Genomic DNA, 18,822 nt, shown 5'->3' with positions numbered 1-18,822 from the left:
TCCGAAGCCCGAAAAGAGGTTATTGATAAATGGCAAGAAAAAAATATAAAATTAAATAAAAATAAGATTTTTAGTTTAATTAATTCGGATCATGAGCTAACTTCCGATAAATATAAGGACATTAAAGATATTTTTAAAAACACCGATTTTAGTAAAACTACTATTTTAGTTGTCAATGGGTTGAACTATCACACTGGAAGCATTAATGAGGTTGTAAAAGGTTCTGGATATTGAATTAAAAAAGTTAATATCCTTGATAGAAACATAAACCTTGAATATAAATTAGTAGAAATTCAAGCAAAAGGATCAGGTAGAGGTGTAGCTAGTCAGGCACTAAGCACAACATCAACAATACACTATATAGTTATTAATAAGTTAGATTCTTTAGATAATTATAACTTTACTTTTAATATCCCCAAAGATAGCAATATCTAATATTTTATAATACTAAAAAGTTAACACTACTACATGTTAACTTTTTATTTGCATTTAAAAAATTGAATAATAAAATTTAGTTACATATTATGTTTTAGTAATATATTTTATATTTATGTTAATTTTTGTTTAGTTTTCATGTAAAAATATTAACACTTAATAACTTTTATGTATATTATGTAGCCATAAAAAAATTTTTTTATGATACACTAGGATCAGTTGTTATGGTATAATAAAATCATAATTTTATTTTTGTAATTGTAAAATTATATTTATTTATATTAACAACATTAACAAATTAAAATATATAAAGAAAGGAATCACAATGTCAACAACAAATCAGTTAGTTAATCATGGTCGTGTTTCTAAAACGAAGAAACAAAATGCACCGGCTTTATCGCTTACATATAACTCATTAATTAAAAAAGCTAAAAAAATGGCTTCACCATTTAAGCGTGGTGTATGTACCCGTGTTGCAACAATGACACCTAAAAAACCTAACTCAGCTTTACGTAAATATGCTCGTGTTAGATTATCAAACCAAATGGAAGTTACAGCTTACATTCCAGGAGAAGGACACAACTTACAAGAGCACTCTGTTGTGCTTATTCGTGGTGGTCGTGTTAAAGACTTACCTGGGGTTAGATACCATATCGTACGTGGAACCCAAGATGCAGCTGGTGTTGCAAAACGTAACCAAGGCCGTAGTTTATATGGTACTAAAAAAGCTAAATAATACTTTAAGTATAATTATTAATTAATTTCAATATAAAATTAAGGAGGACAAAATGTCAAGAAAAAAATCAGCACCAATCCGTGAAGTACTTGCAGATCCAGTTTTTAACTCAGTAGTAGTTACAAAATTAATTAACCAAATTATGCTTGACGGAAAAAAATCAATTGCTCAAGATATTTTATATTCAGCATTTGAACTTATTAAAGAAAAAACAAGTAGAGAACCAATGGAAGTGTTTTTAGAAGCAGTCGAAAACATTACACCGCAATTGGAAATACGTACTAGAAGAATTGGAGGAACAAACTACCAAGTACCTACTGAAGTTACTGCTCGTAGAAAACAAACATTAGCACTTAGATGATTAGTGCAATATGCAAGATTAAGAAACGAAAAAACAATGGATGTTCGTTTAGCAAATGAAATCATCGATGCATCAAAGAAAACAGGTGGAGCAATTAAAAAACGTGAAGACACCCATAAAATGGCTGAAGCTAACCGTGCATTTGCACACTTCAGATGATAGTCTTTTAGTTAAATTTAATTGATATCATGGCTAGAGATTACGATTTAAAAGATTACCGTAATATTGGTATTATGGCCCACATTGATGCAGGTAAAACTACCACAACAGAAAGAATTTTATTCCATACAGGTAAAATCCATAAAATTGGTGAAACACATGATGGTGTTTCGCAAATGGACTGAATGGAACAAGAAAAAGAAAGAGGTATTACTATTACTTCAGCAGCAACTACTGCTTTTTGAAAAGGTAAAAGAATTAATATTATTGATACCCCTGGACACGTTGATTTCACTGTTGAAGTTGAACGTTCATTACGTGTTTTAGATGGAGCCGTCGCTGTTTTAGATGCTCAATCTGGTGTTGAACCTCAAACCGAAACAGTTTGAAGACAAGCAACTAATTATAAAGTTCCACGTATTGTATACGTAAATAAAATGGATAAAGCAGGAGCTGATTTTGCTGCTTCTGTTGCATCTGTAAAACAAAGATTAGGTGGAAATGCAGTAGCAATTCAATGACCTATTGGAGCTGAATCGGACTTTAAAGGAGTTATTGATTTAGTTACAAGACAAGCTTATACATATAATGGTGAGCCTCAAGAAGAAGAGTTTCCAACAGCAATTCCTGCAGACTTAGAAGAAATTGTTGAAATCAAACGTCAAGAATTATTAGAAGCAGTTGCTGCTTTTGATGAAGAATTAATGATGGCTGTTTTAGAAGGCCAAGAAGTAGAACTTGATGCCTTTAAAGCTGCTATTAGAAAAGCAACTTTAACTTCTGAATTTTTCCCAGTAGTTTGTGGAACTTCATTTAAAAACAAAGGTGTTAAGAAAATGATTGATGCAGTTGTTGATTATTTACCTTCACCTTTAGATATCCCTGCTATTCGAGCACACGAAGGAGAAAATGAAGTTAGAGTTGAAGCTAGCGATGAAGGAAACTTTGCTGCTTTAGCTTTTAAAGTTATGAATGACCCTTTTGTTGGTTCATTAACCTTCTTCCGTGTATACCGTGGGGTATTAAACAAAGGAAGCTACGTATTTAACTCGACTAAGGGTGAAAAAGAACGTATTGGCCGTGTATTACAAATGCATGCTAACAGCCGTGTTGAAATTGATGAATGTCGTGCTGGAGATATTGCGGCAGCTGTTGGTCTTAAATACACAACAACTGGTGACACTTTAATTGATGAAAAATCACCAAAAATTGTTCTAGAAAGAATGGTATTCCCAGAACCAGTTATTTCACAAGCTTTAGAGCCTGAATCAAAAGCTGCTACTGAAAAACTTTCATTAGGATTACAAAAACTGGCAGCTGAAGATCCAACTTTTAGAACTTATACAGATGAAGAAACAGGTCAAACAATTATTGCTGGTATGGGTGAATTACACCTTGATATTATTGTAGACCGTCTAAAACGTGAATTTGGTGTTCAAGCTAAAGTTGGAGCTCCTCAAGTTTCATACCGTGAAACAATTACTAAAACAGCTGATGTCGAAGGAAAACACATTAAACAATCTGGTGGTAAAGGACAATACGGGCACGTATGACTTAAATTTGAACCTAACCCAGATGGTGGTTTTGAATTTGTGGATAAAATTGTTGGTGGTAAAATCCCTAAAGAATACATTAAATCAATCCAAAAAGGTCTTGAAGAAAAAATGGCAGCTGGTATTTTAGCTGGATATCAAATGATTGATATTAAAGCTACCTTATTTGATGGTTCATACCACGACGTCGACTCTTCGGAAATGGCTTACAAAATAGCTGCTTCTAAAGCTTTAACTAAAGCTAAAGATCAAATTGGAACAGTATTACTTGAACCAATTATGGATGTTTCAGTTGTTGTTCCTTCAGATCACATGGGAGATGTAATTGGTGATTTATCACGTCGTAGAGGGATTGTTAATGACCAAGAACAAAGAAATGATGGAGCCGTTGTTGTTAGAGCACAGGTTCCGCTTTCTGAAATGTTTGGCTATTCAACAGAACTTAGATCTATGACTTCAGGTCGTGGAACTTACCAAATGCAATTTGATCATTACGAAAAAACACCTAAAAACATTTCTGATGAAATTATTAAAAGAAGAAACTTACAATCTAAAGACGAGGATTAATTCTTCGAATCAAAATATCTTGCTTTGCAAGATATTTTTTATTAATTAGTTAGACAACATAAAGTTTTCTTAGAAAAATATTTTAAATTGCTTTATTAATATCTATTTAATCTATATAATTAATATATAAAATTTAATAAAGGAATAATGAAATGAAACGAAGTAAATTCTTACTTATATCTACAAATTTAGTAGCAATTTCATCATTTGCAATGATATCATGTGCTAGTGTTGAAAAACCGCAAAAACCAGATCAACCATCTCCACAGCCACAGCCTGATCCATCCGAAATTGCTGTAAATAATTTTAAAACCGCTTATGCAGGAATTTTAAGCAAAAATAAAGATAATATTACCCTAGAAGATGAAAATAGTGTGAATGTTGCTTTAAATGCTTTTTCATTATTAGAGGACAATGTTAAACAATTACTTACTGCAGAAAAAAGTTTATTAGATGATTTGCTTGCTAAAATAGCAGAAATTAAGCAATCTCAAACTAATGAAACTAATTTACCAGGTGAAAATCTTGGAAGCCAAAAGCAGCCAAGCAACAATGATTCAGAGATAAATGATCCAGACACGGACAATGATAAAAATAATCAAAATAATAGTGGCCAAACATCTAGCAGCAAAGAACAAGAAAAAACACCGGTTGATGATCCAGGAACAACCCAACCAGAAAAATCACTTGAACAAGAAAAAGTAGTAATAAATAAATTTCTTCCAATAAGTGAAGGGGAAAGATATTTTTCTTCTTTAAACTCGCAAGAAAAGCAAAAAGAGTTAAATGAATTAAACTATATCTTATATGAAGATCTAAATAAAGTTGAACAAAAATCCTATAATGGTTTATCTTATTTAGAATATAAAGATAAAATAACTGGAATTATCTTTAAAGAATATAGTTATGGATATAACCAAAGTGGTCCTCTATACTTACTTAATAAAGAAGGTCTTTTACTTATAGCCCATGAATTTAAGCATAAAATACCATATGGGCAAGAAGTAAAGGATCTGGACTCTATTACTATTAATAACGTAGCAGAAATAACAAGTCATCTCTTGGTCTATATCGTCCACTTGAAAAAAGGATTTATGTTAACGGAACAAACTTAAATAATAAAGGTTTTTCGTTATATGAAATAGTTGGTAGCTTAATGCAAACAATCTTCCACGAATATATGCACCATTGATCCATGACCTATGCTGAAACATGATTAATTGAAGGCAATAAATTAAATGTTACAGACCAAGAAGCAAAAGGTATTAACCAAATGAAAACTACTGAACTTTATTATAATCCTGCAGCTAATTTTGGTCATCAAGGACATTCACATGGCCAAAGGCAATTTTGAAATTCTTATTTTGTAAGTAATTTTTACAATTTATTAAGTTATGATGTACCGCAAAAGGGTTATCTAAGTGATGAAGTTTTAGATAAATTAAATATTAAAAACAAAGAGAATTTATTGTACAACAACTTATCAATCAATGATATGTGACGTTTAGCCAATGAATTAAATACACCAGAACATTTAAAAAATAAATCTCAAAGTCAAACTTTAAGTGTGTCACCTAGTGGGGTGTATACTACAAGTATTAACAGGTTAAAATATACTTTTAGCATGACTGAATTAGTTCCTAGAGAATATACTAAGTATGCTTACGAATCATACTTTTCAATTAATGATCTTAATAAATCAGAACAAAGGCATGATGCAAGGCAAAGTACGGTTAATTGATTTGGACTTAGATACTATACTCAAAATCAAAATAATCAATGAATGGTGTTTTTTTATCCAAGTCATAATACCGAAGATTGATCACATACATATTTAAATAATTTTGATTCTTTAACTGCGAGATATTGGTTTGATAAATTGGGTAATGGCTTAGATAATCCAACTAAACATAATGTTGCAATTATGCCTAATTCAGTATTTGAAATAAATGAATTTAGATTTAAAAATGAAGGATCTGAAAGCGAAATAGGTGAATTAGCGCCAGAAAAAACTAGATCTCGATCAAAAGAATTTTATAAATTATTTTTAGATACCATGGGATATGGCAAAACTATTAGCCAAGTATTTTATCGCTCAGATGTAACAGATGGTCAACCAGGATATGGTGCAGGTGTAGTAGGTTGACCAGATAGGCTTAAATTCTCTGCCTTTATTGATGCAAATCATAAAGTTGATGGTTTAGTTATAAAGGATGCTAATGGTGAATATAAACATAGTTTATTGGAATATTCTAATAGTTTTAACTTCTTTGGTCTTCAAAACTTTGATCAAGGCGCTAATTTATATTCTGAAGATGATAAGGGAGAAAAAATAGTTACTGAGGACCGCCAAAAACAAATTAGCAATAGATTATACCCAAATAATATCGGATATAATAATTATTTAAGTTATATTACTAAGGATTTTTTAGAAGTGAAAGAAAACTCAGAAGTATACCTTTGAACAGATCTAAATAAAGATGGCAAGGTTACAGAAAATGAGTTAAATTCATCACAAATAACCTTGCCAACTCAACGGCCTGTAACAAACCAAAGAAACACAAATCATAATGTTTCTAACTTTGATAAATTTATAATAAAAAATATTGATGGTAAAACAATTGTTAAAAAACTATATTAATTAGAAATGTCACATGCAAAAAACTTGCATGTGACATTGTTTTTGTCTGCCTTGTAATAAAATAGTTGTATTAATAAATTTTAAAAAATGAAAGGAAACTTTAAAATTATATGAAAAATTTAGAAAAATATATTTGTGTTTTTGACAAATATCGAAAAGAAAATAAATATCAACATTTTAAAATTGAAGAGGATCACAACACTATTTTGAAAATGCAAGGAGCACTTGAGACGCAACGAAAATTACGAACAAGCCAAATCGATCTAGAACAACTTTATAATATTTTACAAGAACTTTCTGAAGGCTTCTCAATCCAAGAAGTAGCTAAGATTTTTGATAGAGACATTCGAAGCATAAAAAGTAAAATCGAAATTATTACAAATCGCAGACCATTGAGTTTAGATAAACACAATCGCTATGTTTGTCCTAAGTGCTTAAAAAGAGTAATGAGTGTTAAAACTCTTAATTTTGCGAAGCTATACGAACATTTATTAGGCTATTCATTTTCGCGACTCTTTTTTTTAAGTGATGCAATTAAAGAGAAATGAAAGGCCTACAGAAAGTATTGGTATAGTGAACTTAATACATACAATAAAAATAGAAATAAAAAGAATTTAGTTCAAAAAGAAGTTAAGAAATCAGTTACATACCTTGTCAATTCTTTTAAAAAAAAATATCACCTGATGAATTTGCTCCCTCACCTAGTACAATTTATAAAATAATTAAAAAATACCCTTATTTCCTTGAATTTGACCACATTGTCAAAAAATCTGAAGGAAAATATGGAACACGGAAGCAAAAACAAACCAAACCTAAAACATTAAAATATGCAACAGAAATTTCAAAACGTCCAGATTATATTAATGATCGCTTAGAACATGGTCATTTTGAATTAGACACAGTTATTGGAAAAATCAATGATACATATTGTATTGTAACCATAATTGAACGGCAAACCAGAATGTCTTATGCTATGCTCTCAAAACGTAACTCCAAAGCTATAAAACAAACTCTTCTCAAACTAATCAAGAAACATAGCTTAGACATTAAAACTTTAACAGTTGATAATGGTAGTGAAAATGTCTTATTACACCATGTCATTCCAACTGAAAGATTATTTAAATGCCAACCATATAGTTCATGACAAAAAGGTTCAATAGAAAATATGCACCGCTTAATTAGGTATTACATTCCCAAAGGAAAAAGCTTTGATAAATACTCTCAGCATGGAATTGATTATATGATGGATAAAATAAATAACTACCGACAAGTTGTACGGCAATATAAGATAACCTAAAAATTTTTTAAATCCCCCGCCCTTGATTGCAATCAAGGGGGCCTTACTTTTGAAAAAGTAAGCAAAACCGACGAGAAAACACTAGTGTGTTTTCTGTTTTAGCATACATTTTTTATGTAAAATTTATGTTAAAATTAAAAGACAATTATTTTGTTAATATCTCGCATGTGACTTTTCCAAAAAACAGTTGATAAAAATGAGTTTTTTATATTGACTCTTTCTATCTTTTGTGTTATAATATCATTTACAGCACTTATTGGCCTAAGTGCTCCAAACCCTAGTAAGCCTATAGCAGGGCTGCTAACTAAGGATAAGAATATTAGTTTTTTTAATGTTTTTTTTCATATTAAATTAAATTTTCCTCGCTTCATTTTTCACTATTTAACAATTAAAATTGTTTTAATTTTTTTGTGCTTGTAAATTTAAATATACATAGCACCTTTTTATTATAACATAATTATATACAGGAAAATAACAAAATTATTTTTAGTTTGCAATGTACTATTTCACTGGTTTAAAGCCATACAGAAAGCTAACATGAAAATGTTAGCTTTCTGTATGGCTTTACTTTTTTTAACTATTTCTTCTTTTGATTCTAAAAACTTTTTTTAAGCTAAATTTTCATAAATTTCTATGTAGTCCATCTTTGTTCATTTAGTATCATTTTCTATAATTTAATTATTAAAACGTTTTACGATAATATATTTTAACTTTTAATCTTCAAGCATTATATATTCTGCTTGCTTAATTACATCTTTAATTGCCAATATTTGATATTGGGGAGGATAATTATATTTCTTTAAGCATTCTTTAATTTTAATCCTCATTTGTGAGCGTGTAGATTCTTTTGCTGCTCAGTCGGTTAGTGCATATTCTTCGACAACCTCTTTGAGTTCTCTAGCAATAAGGATTAATGTATCATCACCAAGTAATTCTTGAGCATTTTTATCCCGTGCTAGTGCATCATAAAAAGCTCTTTCACGTCCAAATACCCCTAGTTTTTGTGCCTCATATTCATCAGCAACCATTTCACTAGCAAAATCGGTCAGTTGCAAAATTGTTAAAGCGGGTGTAAAACTTGCACCACGGCCATGGTATTCTTCAAGAATCCTTCTAAGCCTTTTTGAATATTCTTGCGATTTAAAATAATTGTGTTTACGAGATTCAGCAATTGCTCTTTCTAGTAATTTTTTCACTATTTCGACAAAGATGTGGGGAGGATTACTTTTGCGAAGTTGATCAATTTTCTCTTTTGACAATAATTCAATTGCATTAAAATCCGATTTTTGTTCTGCTGTTAATGATCTTACTTCATCACCTTTAATAGCTTCCGCGAGTAACTGTGATACATGTTCATTCATCTCTTTGGTAGATACAATACCTGGTTTGTTACGAAGTTTTAAAATATAACTTCGTATAGCTAGATAATAAAGAATCTCTTTTCTTTCTTGTTTAGTAACAATTCCGGCACAAACCACAAACGCTTGTTTTAAAGAAAATGATAAATCAAACATAAAGGGATCTTCACGTCTTGTTTTATCTTCTAGGATAAATTGTGCACCTTCTTGAATTGCACGAAATCTAGTTAAAGAATCATTAGCTCAAAATTTATCTTTTGGTATTTTATAAAACCATTCATTAAGGATGCTTAATTTTTCTTTGATTACGTTATAAATTTCATTCTTAATATCTTGTATGTTATTTTCTTTATCACGAATAGTATATTGATCTAAGGCTTCTTCTAATGCACTATTTAAGCCAATATAATCAACAATTAAACCAGAGGATTTTCCAGGATAAACTCTGTTTACCCTGGCAATTGCTTGCATTAGGTTGTATGATTTTAAACGTTTAATAAAATACATAACTTCTAAGTCTGGTACATCAAAACCAGTTAATCACATATCACAAACAATTGCAATTTTGTATCTAGAAGTATCTTTTTTAAATTCATCACCCAATTCTTTACGTAATGCATTATTACCAAATAATTTACGTAGCTCTTCTGGGTCTTTGTTTGATTCAGTAACAACTAAGATAGCGCTATCTTTGTATGCTGGATATTCAGAGATTATTTCTTTATATAGTTTAGATGCAGCAATTCTAGTTTGACAAATAATCATTGCTTTGCCGTTAATAATTCCCTTACGGTTTTCATAATGTTCGATAATATCACTTGCAAAAACTTTAATCATGTCATGGTCTTCCAGTATTTGTTTGATCTTAGACATTTCATTTTTTGAACGTTCGATGGATTTTGTATCTGCTTGTTGTGTATTTTCTAAATCTTTGTAATATTGATCTATTTCTTTGAGTACTTCATCATTAGTTCAAACTTTAGCTAAACGTGATTCATAATACAATTTAACTGTTGAACCATCAATTATTGATTGAGTCATATCATACGCATCAATTATTTCGCCAAAAATATCTGTTGTTTGTTTTGTTTTAGTTGATACAGGAGTTCCTGTAAAACCAATAAACGTTGCATTAGGTAGAGCATCTCTAATATATTTCTCTACACCATATTTAAAAATGGCTTCCATTTCTTCTGTTTCAGCATTTTTTTCATATGAAACAGTTTCATAAATTCCGTAGTGGCCACGGTGAGCTTCATCAGCCATAACAATAATATTATTGCGCTCATTTTTTGGTAAGTGTTCTTTATCAAATTTAGCAATGGTACTTAAAATGATCCCGCCCTGTTTAATATTTGAGAGTTTTTTAACTAGATCTTCGCGTGAACTAGCTATTACTGGCTCACATTTTAAATAATCTTTAGCACTAAAAAATGTTTTATATAATTGAATATCTAAATCAATTCGATCTGTTAATAAAACAATTGTAGGAACATTAAGTTCTTTTTCAATTAGTAATTTATGTGCAAGCATCACCATTGAAAAAGATTTTCCACTGCCTTGTGTATGTCAGATAATACCAGCTTTACCATTTCCGTTTGGTTTAACTGTTTTTATAATTGAATTGAGTGCTTTATTAACACCAAAATATTGGTGGTATTGGGCCATAATTTTAATTGGCTTATCATTTTTATCAATTATGTAAAAAATGTTATTTTTGATAATGTCGATAAGCCTGTTTTTATCAAATAAACCATTGATAAAAACATCGATTTTATTAATATAATCATCATTATAACCTTTTTCACCCGAGACACTCTTTCATTCATTGTAGCGATCTATTTTTGATGTTAAAGTCCCAACTTTTGTATCAATACCGTCTGAAATAACTAAAAAAGAATTGTAATTAAATAAAGTTGGAATATCATACCTATAACCATCATGTTCTGAATTAGAACCAAGCTGAGCATAAGCATGTTCTAAAGTTGCTTCTTGAGCATCTTCATTAAATGATTTTAATTCCATAACAATTAAAGGTATTCCATTAATATAAATGATAACATCAGGAATCCTCATTTTCTGTCCCTCTTGGAATTTAACTTGGTTTGCAACTTGAAAAGTATTATTCTCAGGGTTAGTAAAGTCGACAAATCTAATCAAAGGATTTACTAAAAAATCCTTTGATTCAATTGTAATACCATCAACCAATATTTTATGAAAAGCATAGTTCCTTTCAAATAATGAAGGATTATCAAGGTTTTTAATAGAATTTATAGCTTCCTGAATGACATTATGATCATTAATTTTATTAATCTTTATTAATGAATCTCTTAATAAAGATTCATTAATAAAATCATCCAAATTGCGAGTTTGGATTCAATGATCATTATCAATAGTTATCCATTGATAACCTTTTTGTTCAAGTAAAGATATAATGCTTATTTCAATGTCTTTTTCTTTTAGCATAAATGTAACTTTCTATATTATTTAGTGTAAGTAAAATTATATTTTTTAATGTTATAGGATTAGGTTATTTTTGTATTAAATAGTTCTTATCTATTATATCAAAAAGAAGAGTAATTTTATGCATTGGGAAGTGTATATAATATCTTAATAGTTAACACTATCGGTAGTGTGGATGATTTGATAGAGAAAAAGCAAGAAATAATATTAAAAATCAAAGAATATCGCAGAATTAAATTCATGAAATACGCTTCATTATCTAATTTAGAAGAAGATATTTTAGAACACATCGAATTAGAAAATGGTTCCCAACCACCTAAGGAGCAACATGTATATGAACTTATGCCAGGATATGTAAGATTTGTCCAGAACAGAGATTATAGCTCAGATGTACATCTTACATATATTCCAATCTCAAAAAGAAATCATTTATGCAGTATTTCTGATATTATGATGGATAAATATGGAGATGCAGGGGCCATTAGATATGGTATTGTAGGAGCATTTAATGTTGCTTTGTTTAAAATTATTCCTAAAAATTTTTACGAAATAGAATATATTAGAGATTTTCTATCACAAAAGAAAATAAAAGACTTGTTATATTTATCATCGCAAGCATCAACTAGACCATCTTTAAATGAAAAAACATTTATTGGTATAAAAATGCCATTATTAAGTAAGGATATATTATTTAAATATCAGGAAAGTATGGAAAATATTTTAAATATAGAATTAAAAATTAAAAACGAGATTGAAAAATTAAAGCAAATAAAACAACATTTATTAAATAAGTACTTCTAGTTAGTTAACACTATCGGTAGTGTGGATGATTTGATAGAGAAAAAGCAAGAAATAATATTAAAAATCAAAGAATATCGCAGAATTAAATTCATGAAATACGCTTCATTATCTAATTTAGAAGAAGATATTTTAGAACACATCGAATTAGAAAATGGTTCCCAACCACCTAAGGAGCAACATGTATATGAACTTATGCCAGGATATGTAAGATTTGTCCAGAACAGAGATTATAGCTCAGATGTACATCTTACATATATTCCAATCTCAAAAAGAAATCATTTATGCAGTATTTCTGATATTATGATGGATAAATATGGAGATGCAGGGGCCATTAGATATGGTATTGTAGGAGCATTTAATGTTGCTTTGTTTAAAATTATTCCTAAAAATTTTTACGAAATAGAATATATTAGAGATTTTCTATCACAAAAGAAAATAAAAGACTTGTTATATTTATCATCGCAAGCATCAACTAGACCATCTTTAAATGAAAAAACATTTATTGGTATAAAAATGCCATTATTAAGTAAGGATATATTATTTAAATATCAGGAAAGTATGGAAAATATTTTAAATATAGAATTAAAAATTAAAAACGAGATTGAAAAATTAAAGCAAATAAAACAACATTTATTAAATAAGTACTTCTAGTTAGTTAACACTATCGGTAGTGTTGATGATTTGATAGAATTTAACAACAGAATTATTGATAAATTAAGCATTTATAGTGACTTAATTTATAAAGATTATTTAAACAGAGCACATAACAATCTTAGTGCAAAATTAGGTGATTATTCCGAAATAAAAACAGGAAAGATAAATGTTAATTCAGCTGTTGAAAACGGAAAATACCCATTTTTTACTTGTGGTAGTGAATGTTTATATATTGATGATTATGCGTACAATTGTAAAGCAATAATTATATCTGGGAATGGTGTCATCTCATGTAAATACTATGACGGAAAATTTAATGCATATCAAAGAACCTATGTGCTAACACCTAAAAAATATTTTTACTTATTCCAAAAAGCGTGCGAATTTGAGACGAATAACTTAAATATCAATTCATCGGGTTCAGTCATAAAATTTATTACTAAATCAATGATCGAACAAATATCAATTACATTAAATGATTATTCTATAATAACTGATGATAGAATCGCTAGAATTTATAACTTAATATCAAAATATAAACAAAAGAATATTGTATTACAAAAAATAAAACAACATTTATTAAATAAATACTTCTAGTTAATTAACAGCATTGTTAATGTTGATAATTTGAATGAAATCAAGAAATTATATCCCCTAACTAATATAGTTCAATTTCAAAAAGGTTTTGAGGTTGGTTCATCTAAATATAGTGAAACTAAAAACCCTGGACAAATCAATTACATTAGAGTTGGTGATTTAAAATCTTTAGGAAATACATTTGTTGATACTTTGAATAATTACACATATGCAGATTTTGAAGATATACTTGTAACTTTTGATGGAGCACCAGGGAGAAATAATATAGATCTAGTTGGAGCATATTCTTCTGGTATAGATAAACTTATTTGTCTTAATGAAGATAAAGGCCTAGTCTTTTTTGAAATAAATAGCAAAATTAATAAACAAATAATTGATATTCATACATATGGAACAACAATAAAGCATGCTTCAAAATCAATAAATTTCTTAGTTTATGCTAATGTAGACCATAAAGAAAACAAATATTAAACTCATATTTCAAGCAAATAATTCAAAATAAAAAGAAGATTAACATTTTAAAACAAATAAAAGCTAATCTTCTAAATAAATACTTTTAAATTTACCAGTCAACAATTTTATCAACAATAGCTTGTTGTTCTTCACTGGTTTTTCTCAGATATATCCTTGTTGTTTCTATTGATTCATGTCCCATGAGATCTGCAAGCAAGGATATATCTTTTCTTTTTTCTAAAAAGTTTTTTGCAAATCTATGGCGAAATGAATGCGGATAAACAACATTTAAATTCATTTTGTATTTTTTAGCTAAAACCTTTAATTGATGTGATAGACCTCTGGTGGTTATTTGTTTCTTTGTTTTATTAAGAAACAAATAACCAGTATCCCTATCAACTGAATCATAATACTCAATGGCTTTTATGCGTAATTTCTTAGGTATAAAAATTCTCCTTATTTTACCTGATTTAGTATATAAATCTATATAACCTCGTTTTAAATGTTCATATTTAAATTGGATAAGTTCTGAAACCCTAGCTCCTGTTGCTCCTAAAAATCTTACAATAAAATATCATTCATAATTTTGATCTTTAAGTAATTTGTTTTTTAAGAATTCATAATCTGCATCACTAATGACATTCTCAAGATAACTTGTTTGTTGCAATTTAATAAATTTTAGTTTTAGTTTTTCTTTGTTAATATATTCAAGGTATTTGTTAATACCTTGAATTCTTAAATTTACTGTTTTTCCTTTATAGTTATCAACTAAAAGAGCTTTAAAAGCTAATAGGTTTTGTTTAGTAATTTCATCAAAATATTTGAAGTACAAATCTAAAGAAAATTGATATGAATCAATTGTATTTTTTGATAAATTTTGATGAAGTAAAAACGTTTTAAAATCTTTCATTTGGTACCTCCACTATTGAAGGTACCAAATTTTAAAAATATTTATTTAATAATTGTTGTTTTATTTGTTTGAGTTTATTTATTTTTTGTCTTAGTAAAGATAGTTCATAAATAAATGATTTATATTTTTTATCATATTCTTCAATCTGATTTTCATATAATTTTGGTACCAGTATTTTTAGGAATGTTTCGTTATTAATTCCAGCCATAGTTGTCCCTACTGAATTTAAATCTCTTTGAGTATTAAAATCGTCTGAAATAATTATTGCTGATAATAGTGAAATTGGTAATTTAGTAGATTCACTAATACCTAAAAAACCAGTTGAAAAAATTGTATTTTTAACAAGATCTAAATCATAACTTGTTACAATTATTTTTTTACTTGAATCTTTCATTTTGGCAAACCAAACACTATTTTTGATAGGTTTCATATTTGCTCTTGATGGTTTATTTTCATATGTAATTAAATCACCACCTGATATAGTATTTATACCATCCACTTTCGAAGTATCAATATAAATTTTTGTATTATCAAATTTATCAATGCCAGATTTTATTATTTGTGGATCATAGTATTTGATAAAGGTTTTTTCTCTAAATTGCTTTAATGATGCTGATAAGATCTTACATATTATCTTAATTCTTCCTTGATAATTCTCAATCAAATCATCCACACTACCGATAGTGTTAACTATGTGTTGTTGGGTATTGATGGGCGGTAGTACCAATTCCAGTTCATTCAGATTTTTTCTTGTTAATCTAGGAACTGCAGAACCCTCTCTGTGAACATTTAAGTTTTTTGTTAATAATCAATAATATAAATATCTAGGAATAACTTTTGTAACATCTATTTTAGTATAAAATAACGTATTAACAGTTCAAAAAGGTTTATTAATATAAAAAGGTGTTGCAATTGTACCTACTCTTCCAATTAATACTGATTCTTTGTCATATAGATATTTAGAAGAATACCCAATTATTCCTCCAGACCCTAAAATTGGTATTTCACTTGAATCAACTTCAACATTTTTTTGATCTTTTCCATAACAAATTTCTAATATTTCTTTTAGTTTCATATTATGAGAACTTATAAAATTAAAGAGATTGCACAAATTATTAATGGTTCAACTCCATCTACTAAAAATAAAGCATATTGAAATGGTAATATTGTTTGAATAACTCCATCAGATTTATCATCATTTAATGGCAAATATATTTATACATCCAATAAATTAATTACTAAAGAAGGTTATGATAGTTGTTCAACTACACTAGTTCCTAAAGGCACTGTTTTGCTTTCATCAAAAGCATCAATTGGCTATTTAGCTATTGCAGGGGTTGAACTTTGCACAAGCCAAGGATTTAAATCGTTGGTATGTAATCCAGCACTAATCAATAATGAATATATGTATTACTGACTTTCAACGAAAATCAAATTTTTCAATTCAATATCTAGTGGTGCTGTTATGAAGGAATTAACTACAGATATATTAGAAAACATCAACATAGAATTACCAAATTTCAATACCCAACAACACATAGTTAACATTCGAGGTATATAATGATTTATCAATTAAAAGATTTAGCAATAATTAGCAGAGGATCTCAACCATTCCCTGTTAGTAAATATCTTTCTAATACTGGATACCCTTGGTTAAAAATCGCTGACTTTAAACTTGGAGATAGAGTAGTTAATAATACACATGAATTTATAAAACATGAGGGTATTAATAAAACTAAACTTGTCCCTAAGGGTACTTTAGTTGTTTCAAGTTCTGGGACTCTAGGAATACCAATTTTTACTGGATCACAAATGTGTCTATATTCTGGTTTTATATATTTTGAAAAACTTTCAGATAAAATAATGCCCTTATATCTTTTTTATTATTTACTAAAACTAAGGCAAACACTCCAAACAAAAGGGACTGGTGCTGCTATTAAGCACTTGCAAATTAAAACATTTGAAAACTTAAAAATAGACCTACCATCTATTGATAATCAAATTCACATAGTTAACACTATCTTATTTAATCTCTTCTTCTAAAATCTCTTTAACTTTTTCTTCTAGTTCCATGCCCTCCTTCATTAGTTTTAATAATTCAGCAGATGCAACTTTTAGCTGTTCTTTAATCTCTTCTGGAGATAATTTATTTGATTCATCTGCTCCTACATATCGCCCAGGATTTAAACTATAATCCTGGGCAATTATTTCATCCAGTGTTGCTTTCTTACAAAAACCTGGAAGATCTATTAAAGTATTAGACTTAAAGTCTTTATAGGCTTTAAGGATTTTGTTTATATCGTCATCTTCTAATACTCTAATTTTACGAGAAATTAGTTTACCCATTTCATCAGCATTAACAAATAAAATATCTTTATTTGTTTTATCTTTATTTAAGATTCAACATTGCACTGAAATGCTGACATTAGCAAACAATTTATTAGGTAAAGCTAAGATTGCATCAATTTTACCAGATTCAATCATAGCTTTACGAATTTTATAATCATCTTGGGTATTAGACGTTGTTGCTCCATTAGGCATTAAGATTGCTGCTTTTCCTTTTGGAGAGAGCTTTGCATACATTAATGATAATCAAGCATAATTACCGTTTTTTTCAGATGGTTTACCAAAGACTCAACGTGGATCTCCTTGCAGCGAAGGTTTTCAAAACTCTTTTAAGTTGTATGGTGGATTAGCAATAATATAATCTGCTCGTAATGATTTATGTAAATCGTCAGTAAATGTATCACCATTACGCTCACCAAGGTTTCCTTCAAGGCCTCGTATTGCCAAATTCATTTTAGCCATTTTTCAGGTTCCAGGATTAGATTCTTGACCAAAGATTGAAATGTTATCAATCTTACCTTGGTGTTCTTTAACAAACTTAGAACATTGTACAAACATTCCACCTGAGCCACAACAAGGATCGTAAACTCTACCTTTATAAGGTTCTAAAATGTCAACCATTAATTGAACTACTGATTTAGGGGTAAAAAATTCACCACCTTTAGTTGGAATATATTTAGCAAAAGCACCAACATAATATTCATATACTTGCCCAAAAAAGTCACCATCAGCGTCTTCCATATTTAAATTATTAGTAAAAAAATCAACTAATTCACCCAAAGCAGTTTTATCTAAATCGCTTTTTGAATATGTTTTTGGTAATATACCCTTTAATTGATTATTAATTTTCTCAAGTAAGATAAATGCATTATCAATTACTTGACCTAAATTATCTTGTTTGGAATGTGAAGCTACATAGGTTCACAATGATTCTTTAGGAACAATAAAAACGTGTTCAGCTGTATAATAATCTTCATCTTCTTCGCGTCCATCATTATACTTAATTAATTCATTATATTTTGCGGTATATTTATCGCTAACGTATTTTAAAAATACTAGTCCTAAAACAATATTCTTATAATCAGCAGGATCGACTTTATCTCTAAGTTTTTCTGCTGCTTTCCATAAGATATCTTCGTTTATTATTTGTGACATATGAAATTACCTCCTTTTATAATATTTTATATATTATACATTAACAGTTAAGTTATCTAAATATTACATAACTAATTTTTAATATTAAAAAGCAATTTTTTAAAACTCGCAGAGAAGTTAACTAGTAAACATTATCTATTCTGTAGGGCTTTAAATTTATCTTTCAAATTTTTTTATTTCATATACAAGATTAAATTCAATTAAACACAAATATCATAAAAAATGATATAATAAAATTGCCTAATGTATTCGTAAGGCAAATTAGTTAATTTATTGATTATGTAAACAATATTTAAAAAGGAGTATGTTTATGAACATAAAAAAATTTAATAAGAA

The 18,822-nt window shown here is 28.7% G+C and carries 18 protein-coding genes; 14 read left to right on the top strand and 4 right to left on the bottom strand.

Going from position 1 to position 18,822, the window contains the following annotated elements; genetic code table 4:
• Nucleotides 1-180: 180 nt before the first annotated feature.
• From EXC44_RS01870 to EXC44_RS01835, 8 genes are all read left to right on the top strand, one after another.
• A complete protein-coding gene (locus EXC44_RS01870; RefSeq protein ID WP_129621458.1) occupies nucleotides 181-435 on the top strand; it encodes a hypothetical protein in 255 nt (84 codons plus the stop codon).
• A 325-nt stretch (nucleotides 436-760) separates the two neighbouring features.
• Entirely contained in the window at nucleotides 761-1,171 is a 411-nt protein-coding gene (gene rpsL, locus EXC44_RS01865; protein WP_099309117.1) for a 30S ribosomal protein S12, read from the top strand.
• A 52-nt stretch (nucleotides 1,172-1,223) separates the two neighbouring features.
• Nucleotides 1,224-1,694: a 30S ribosomal protein S7 gene (rpsG, locus tag EXC44_RS01860; RefSeq protein WP_129621456.1), complete on the top strand. Its 471-nt coding sequence runs from the start codon at nucleotides 1,224-1,226 to the stop codon at nucleotides 1,692-1,694.
• Nucleotides 1,695-1,720: 26 nt separating this feature from the next.
• Nucleotides 1,721-3,811 carry an elongation factor G gene (gene fusA / locus EXC44_RS01855; protein WP_129621454.1) on the top strand — a complete coding sequence of 697 codons (2,091 nt, stop codon included), beginning with the start codon at nucleotides 1,721-1,723 and terminating at the stop codon, nucleotides 3,809-3,811.
• A 152-nt stretch (nucleotides 3,812-3,963) separates the two neighbouring features.
• Nucleotides 3,964-4,926: a hypothetical protein gene (locus tag EXC44_RS01850; protein WP_129621452.1), complete on the top strand. Its 963-nt coding sequence runs from the start codon at nucleotides 3,964-3,966 to the stop codon at nucleotides 4,924-4,926.
• Nucleotides 4,902-6,452: an MYPU_1760 family metalloprotease gene (locus tag EXC44_RS01845; RefSeq protein WP_408634242.1), complete on the top strand. Its 1,551-nt coding sequence runs from the start codon at nucleotides 4,902-4,904 to the stop codon at nucleotides 6,450-6,452. Before EXC44_RS01850 ends, EXC44_RS01845 begins: the two co-directional genes overlap by 25 nt.
• 110 nt (nucleotides 6,453-6,562) lie before the next feature.
• Nucleotides 6,563-7,174, top strand: coding sequence for a hypothetical protein (locus EXC44_RS01840; RefSeq protein WP_129621448.1), 612 nt, complete (start codon nucleotides 6,563-6,565; stop codon nucleotides 7,172-7,174).
• Nucleotides 7,126-7,749: an IS30 family transposase gene (locus tag EXC44_RS01835; RefSeq protein ID WP_129621446.1), complete on the top strand. Its 624-nt coding sequence runs from the start codon at nucleotides 7,126-7,128 to the stop codon at nucleotides 7,747-7,749. The genes EXC44_RS01840 and EXC44_RS01835 overlap by 49 nt, the downstream gene beginning before the upstream one ends.
• Nucleotides 7,750-8,462: 713 nt before the next feature.
• Here EXC44_RS01835 and EXC44_RS01830 read toward each other — a convergent pair.
• A complete protein-coding gene (locus EXC44_RS01830) occupies nucleotides 8,463-11,573 on the bottom strand; it encodes a type I restriction endonuclease subunit R (RefSeq protein ID WP_129621444.1) in 3,111 nt (1,036 codons plus the stop codon).
• A 168-nt stretch (nucleotides 11,574-11,741) separates the two neighbouring features.
• Between EXC44_RS01830 and EXC44_RS01825 the strand changes: the two genes are divergently transcribed.
• Genes EXC44_RS01825 through EXC44_RS01810 form a run of 4 tightly spaced genes read left to right on the top strand, consistent with a single transcriptional unit; the run spans nucleotide 11,742 to nucleotide 14,093 of the window.
• Nucleotides 11,742-12,371 (top strand): restriction endonuclease subunit S domain-containing protein, encoded by a 630-nt coding sequence (locus EXC44_RS01825; protein WP_129621440.1) that lies wholly within the window; start codon nucleotides 11,742-11,744, stop codon nucleotides 12,369-12,371.
• Nucleotides 12,372-12,392: 21 nt separating this feature from the next.
• Nucleotides 12,393-13,022: a restriction endonuclease subunit S domain-containing protein gene (locus EXC44_RS01820; protein WP_129621440.1), complete on the top strand. Its 630-nt coding sequence runs from the start codon at nucleotides 12,393-12,395 to the stop codon at nucleotides 13,020-13,022.
• A 30-nt stretch (nucleotides 13,023-13,052) separates the two neighbouring features.
• Nucleotides 13,053-13,622: a restriction endonuclease subunit S gene (locus EXC44_RS01815; RefSeq protein WP_165001841.1), complete on the top strand. Its 570-nt coding sequence runs from the start codon at nucleotides 13,053-13,055 to the stop codon at nucleotides 13,620-13,622.
• A 30-nt stretch (nucleotides 13,623-13,652) separates the two neighbouring features.
• Nucleotides 13,653-14,093: a restriction endonuclease subunit S domain-containing protein gene (locus tag EXC44_RS01810; protein ID WP_129621436.1), complete on the top strand. Its 441-nt coding sequence runs from the start codon at nucleotides 13,653-13,655 to the stop codon at nucleotides 14,091-14,093.
• 91 nt (nucleotides 14,094-14,184) lie between these two features.
• Here EXC44_RS01810 and EXC44_RS01805 read toward each other — a convergent pair whose 3' ends face one another.
• Together EXC44_RS01805 and EXC44_RS01800 are read right to left on the bottom strand one after the other, a co-directional pair.
• Nucleotides 14,185-14,985 (bottom strand): tyrosine-type recombinase/integrase, encoded by an 801-nt coding sequence (locus tag EXC44_RS01805; protein ID WP_129621434.1) that lies wholly within the window; start codon nucleotides 14,983-14,985, stop codon nucleotides 14,185-14,187.
• 31 nt (nucleotides 14,986-15,016) lie between these two features.
• Nucleotides 15,017-16,060, bottom strand: a complete 1,044-nt coding sequence (locus EXC44_RS01800; RefSeq protein ID WP_129621432.1) for a restriction endonuclease subunit S — start codon at nucleotides 16,058-16,060, stop codon at nucleotides 15,017-15,019.
• Between the two features lie 3 nt (nucleotides 16,061-16,063).
• Between EXC44_RS01800 and EXC44_RS01795 the strand changes: the two genes are divergently transcribed.
• Together EXC44_RS01795 and EXC44_RS01790 are read left to right on the top strand one after the other, a co-directional pair.
• Nucleotides 16,064-16,546 (top strand): restriction endonuclease subunit S, encoded by a 483-nt coding sequence (locus EXC44_RS01795; protein ID WP_129621430.1) that lies wholly within the window; start codon nucleotides 16,064-16,066, stop codon nucleotides 16,544-16,546.
• Nucleotides 16,546-17,028: a restriction endonuclease subunit S gene (locus EXC44_RS01790; RefSeq protein ID WP_129621428.1), complete on the top strand. Its 483-nt coding sequence runs from the start codon at nucleotides 16,546-16,548 to the stop codon at nucleotides 17,026-17,028. Before EXC44_RS01795 ends, EXC44_RS01790 begins: the two co-directional genes overlap by 1 nt.
• Here EXC44_RS01790 and EXC44_RS01785 read toward each other — a convergent pair.
• The gene (locus tag EXC44_RS01785; protein WP_129621426.1) at nucleotides 17,008-18,486 is read right to left on the bottom strand and encodes a type I restriction-modification system subunit M; all 1,479 of its coding nucleotides are present in this window, start codon (nucleotides 18,484-18,486) and stop codon (nucleotides 17,008-17,010) included. The two genes, EXC44_RS01790 and EXC44_RS01785, sit on opposite strands and share 21 nt — an antisense overlap.
• Nucleotides 18,487-18,822: the final 336 nt, after the last annotated feature.

The organism is Mycoplasmopsis bovirhinis, assembly GCF_900660515.1.
Taxonomy (GTDB): domain Bacteria; phylum Bacillota_I; class Bacilli_A; order Mycoplasmatales; family Metamycoplasmataceae; genus Mycoplasmopsis; species Mycoplasmopsis bovirhinis.
This window is presented reverse-complemented; position numbering and strand designations above follow the sequence as displayed.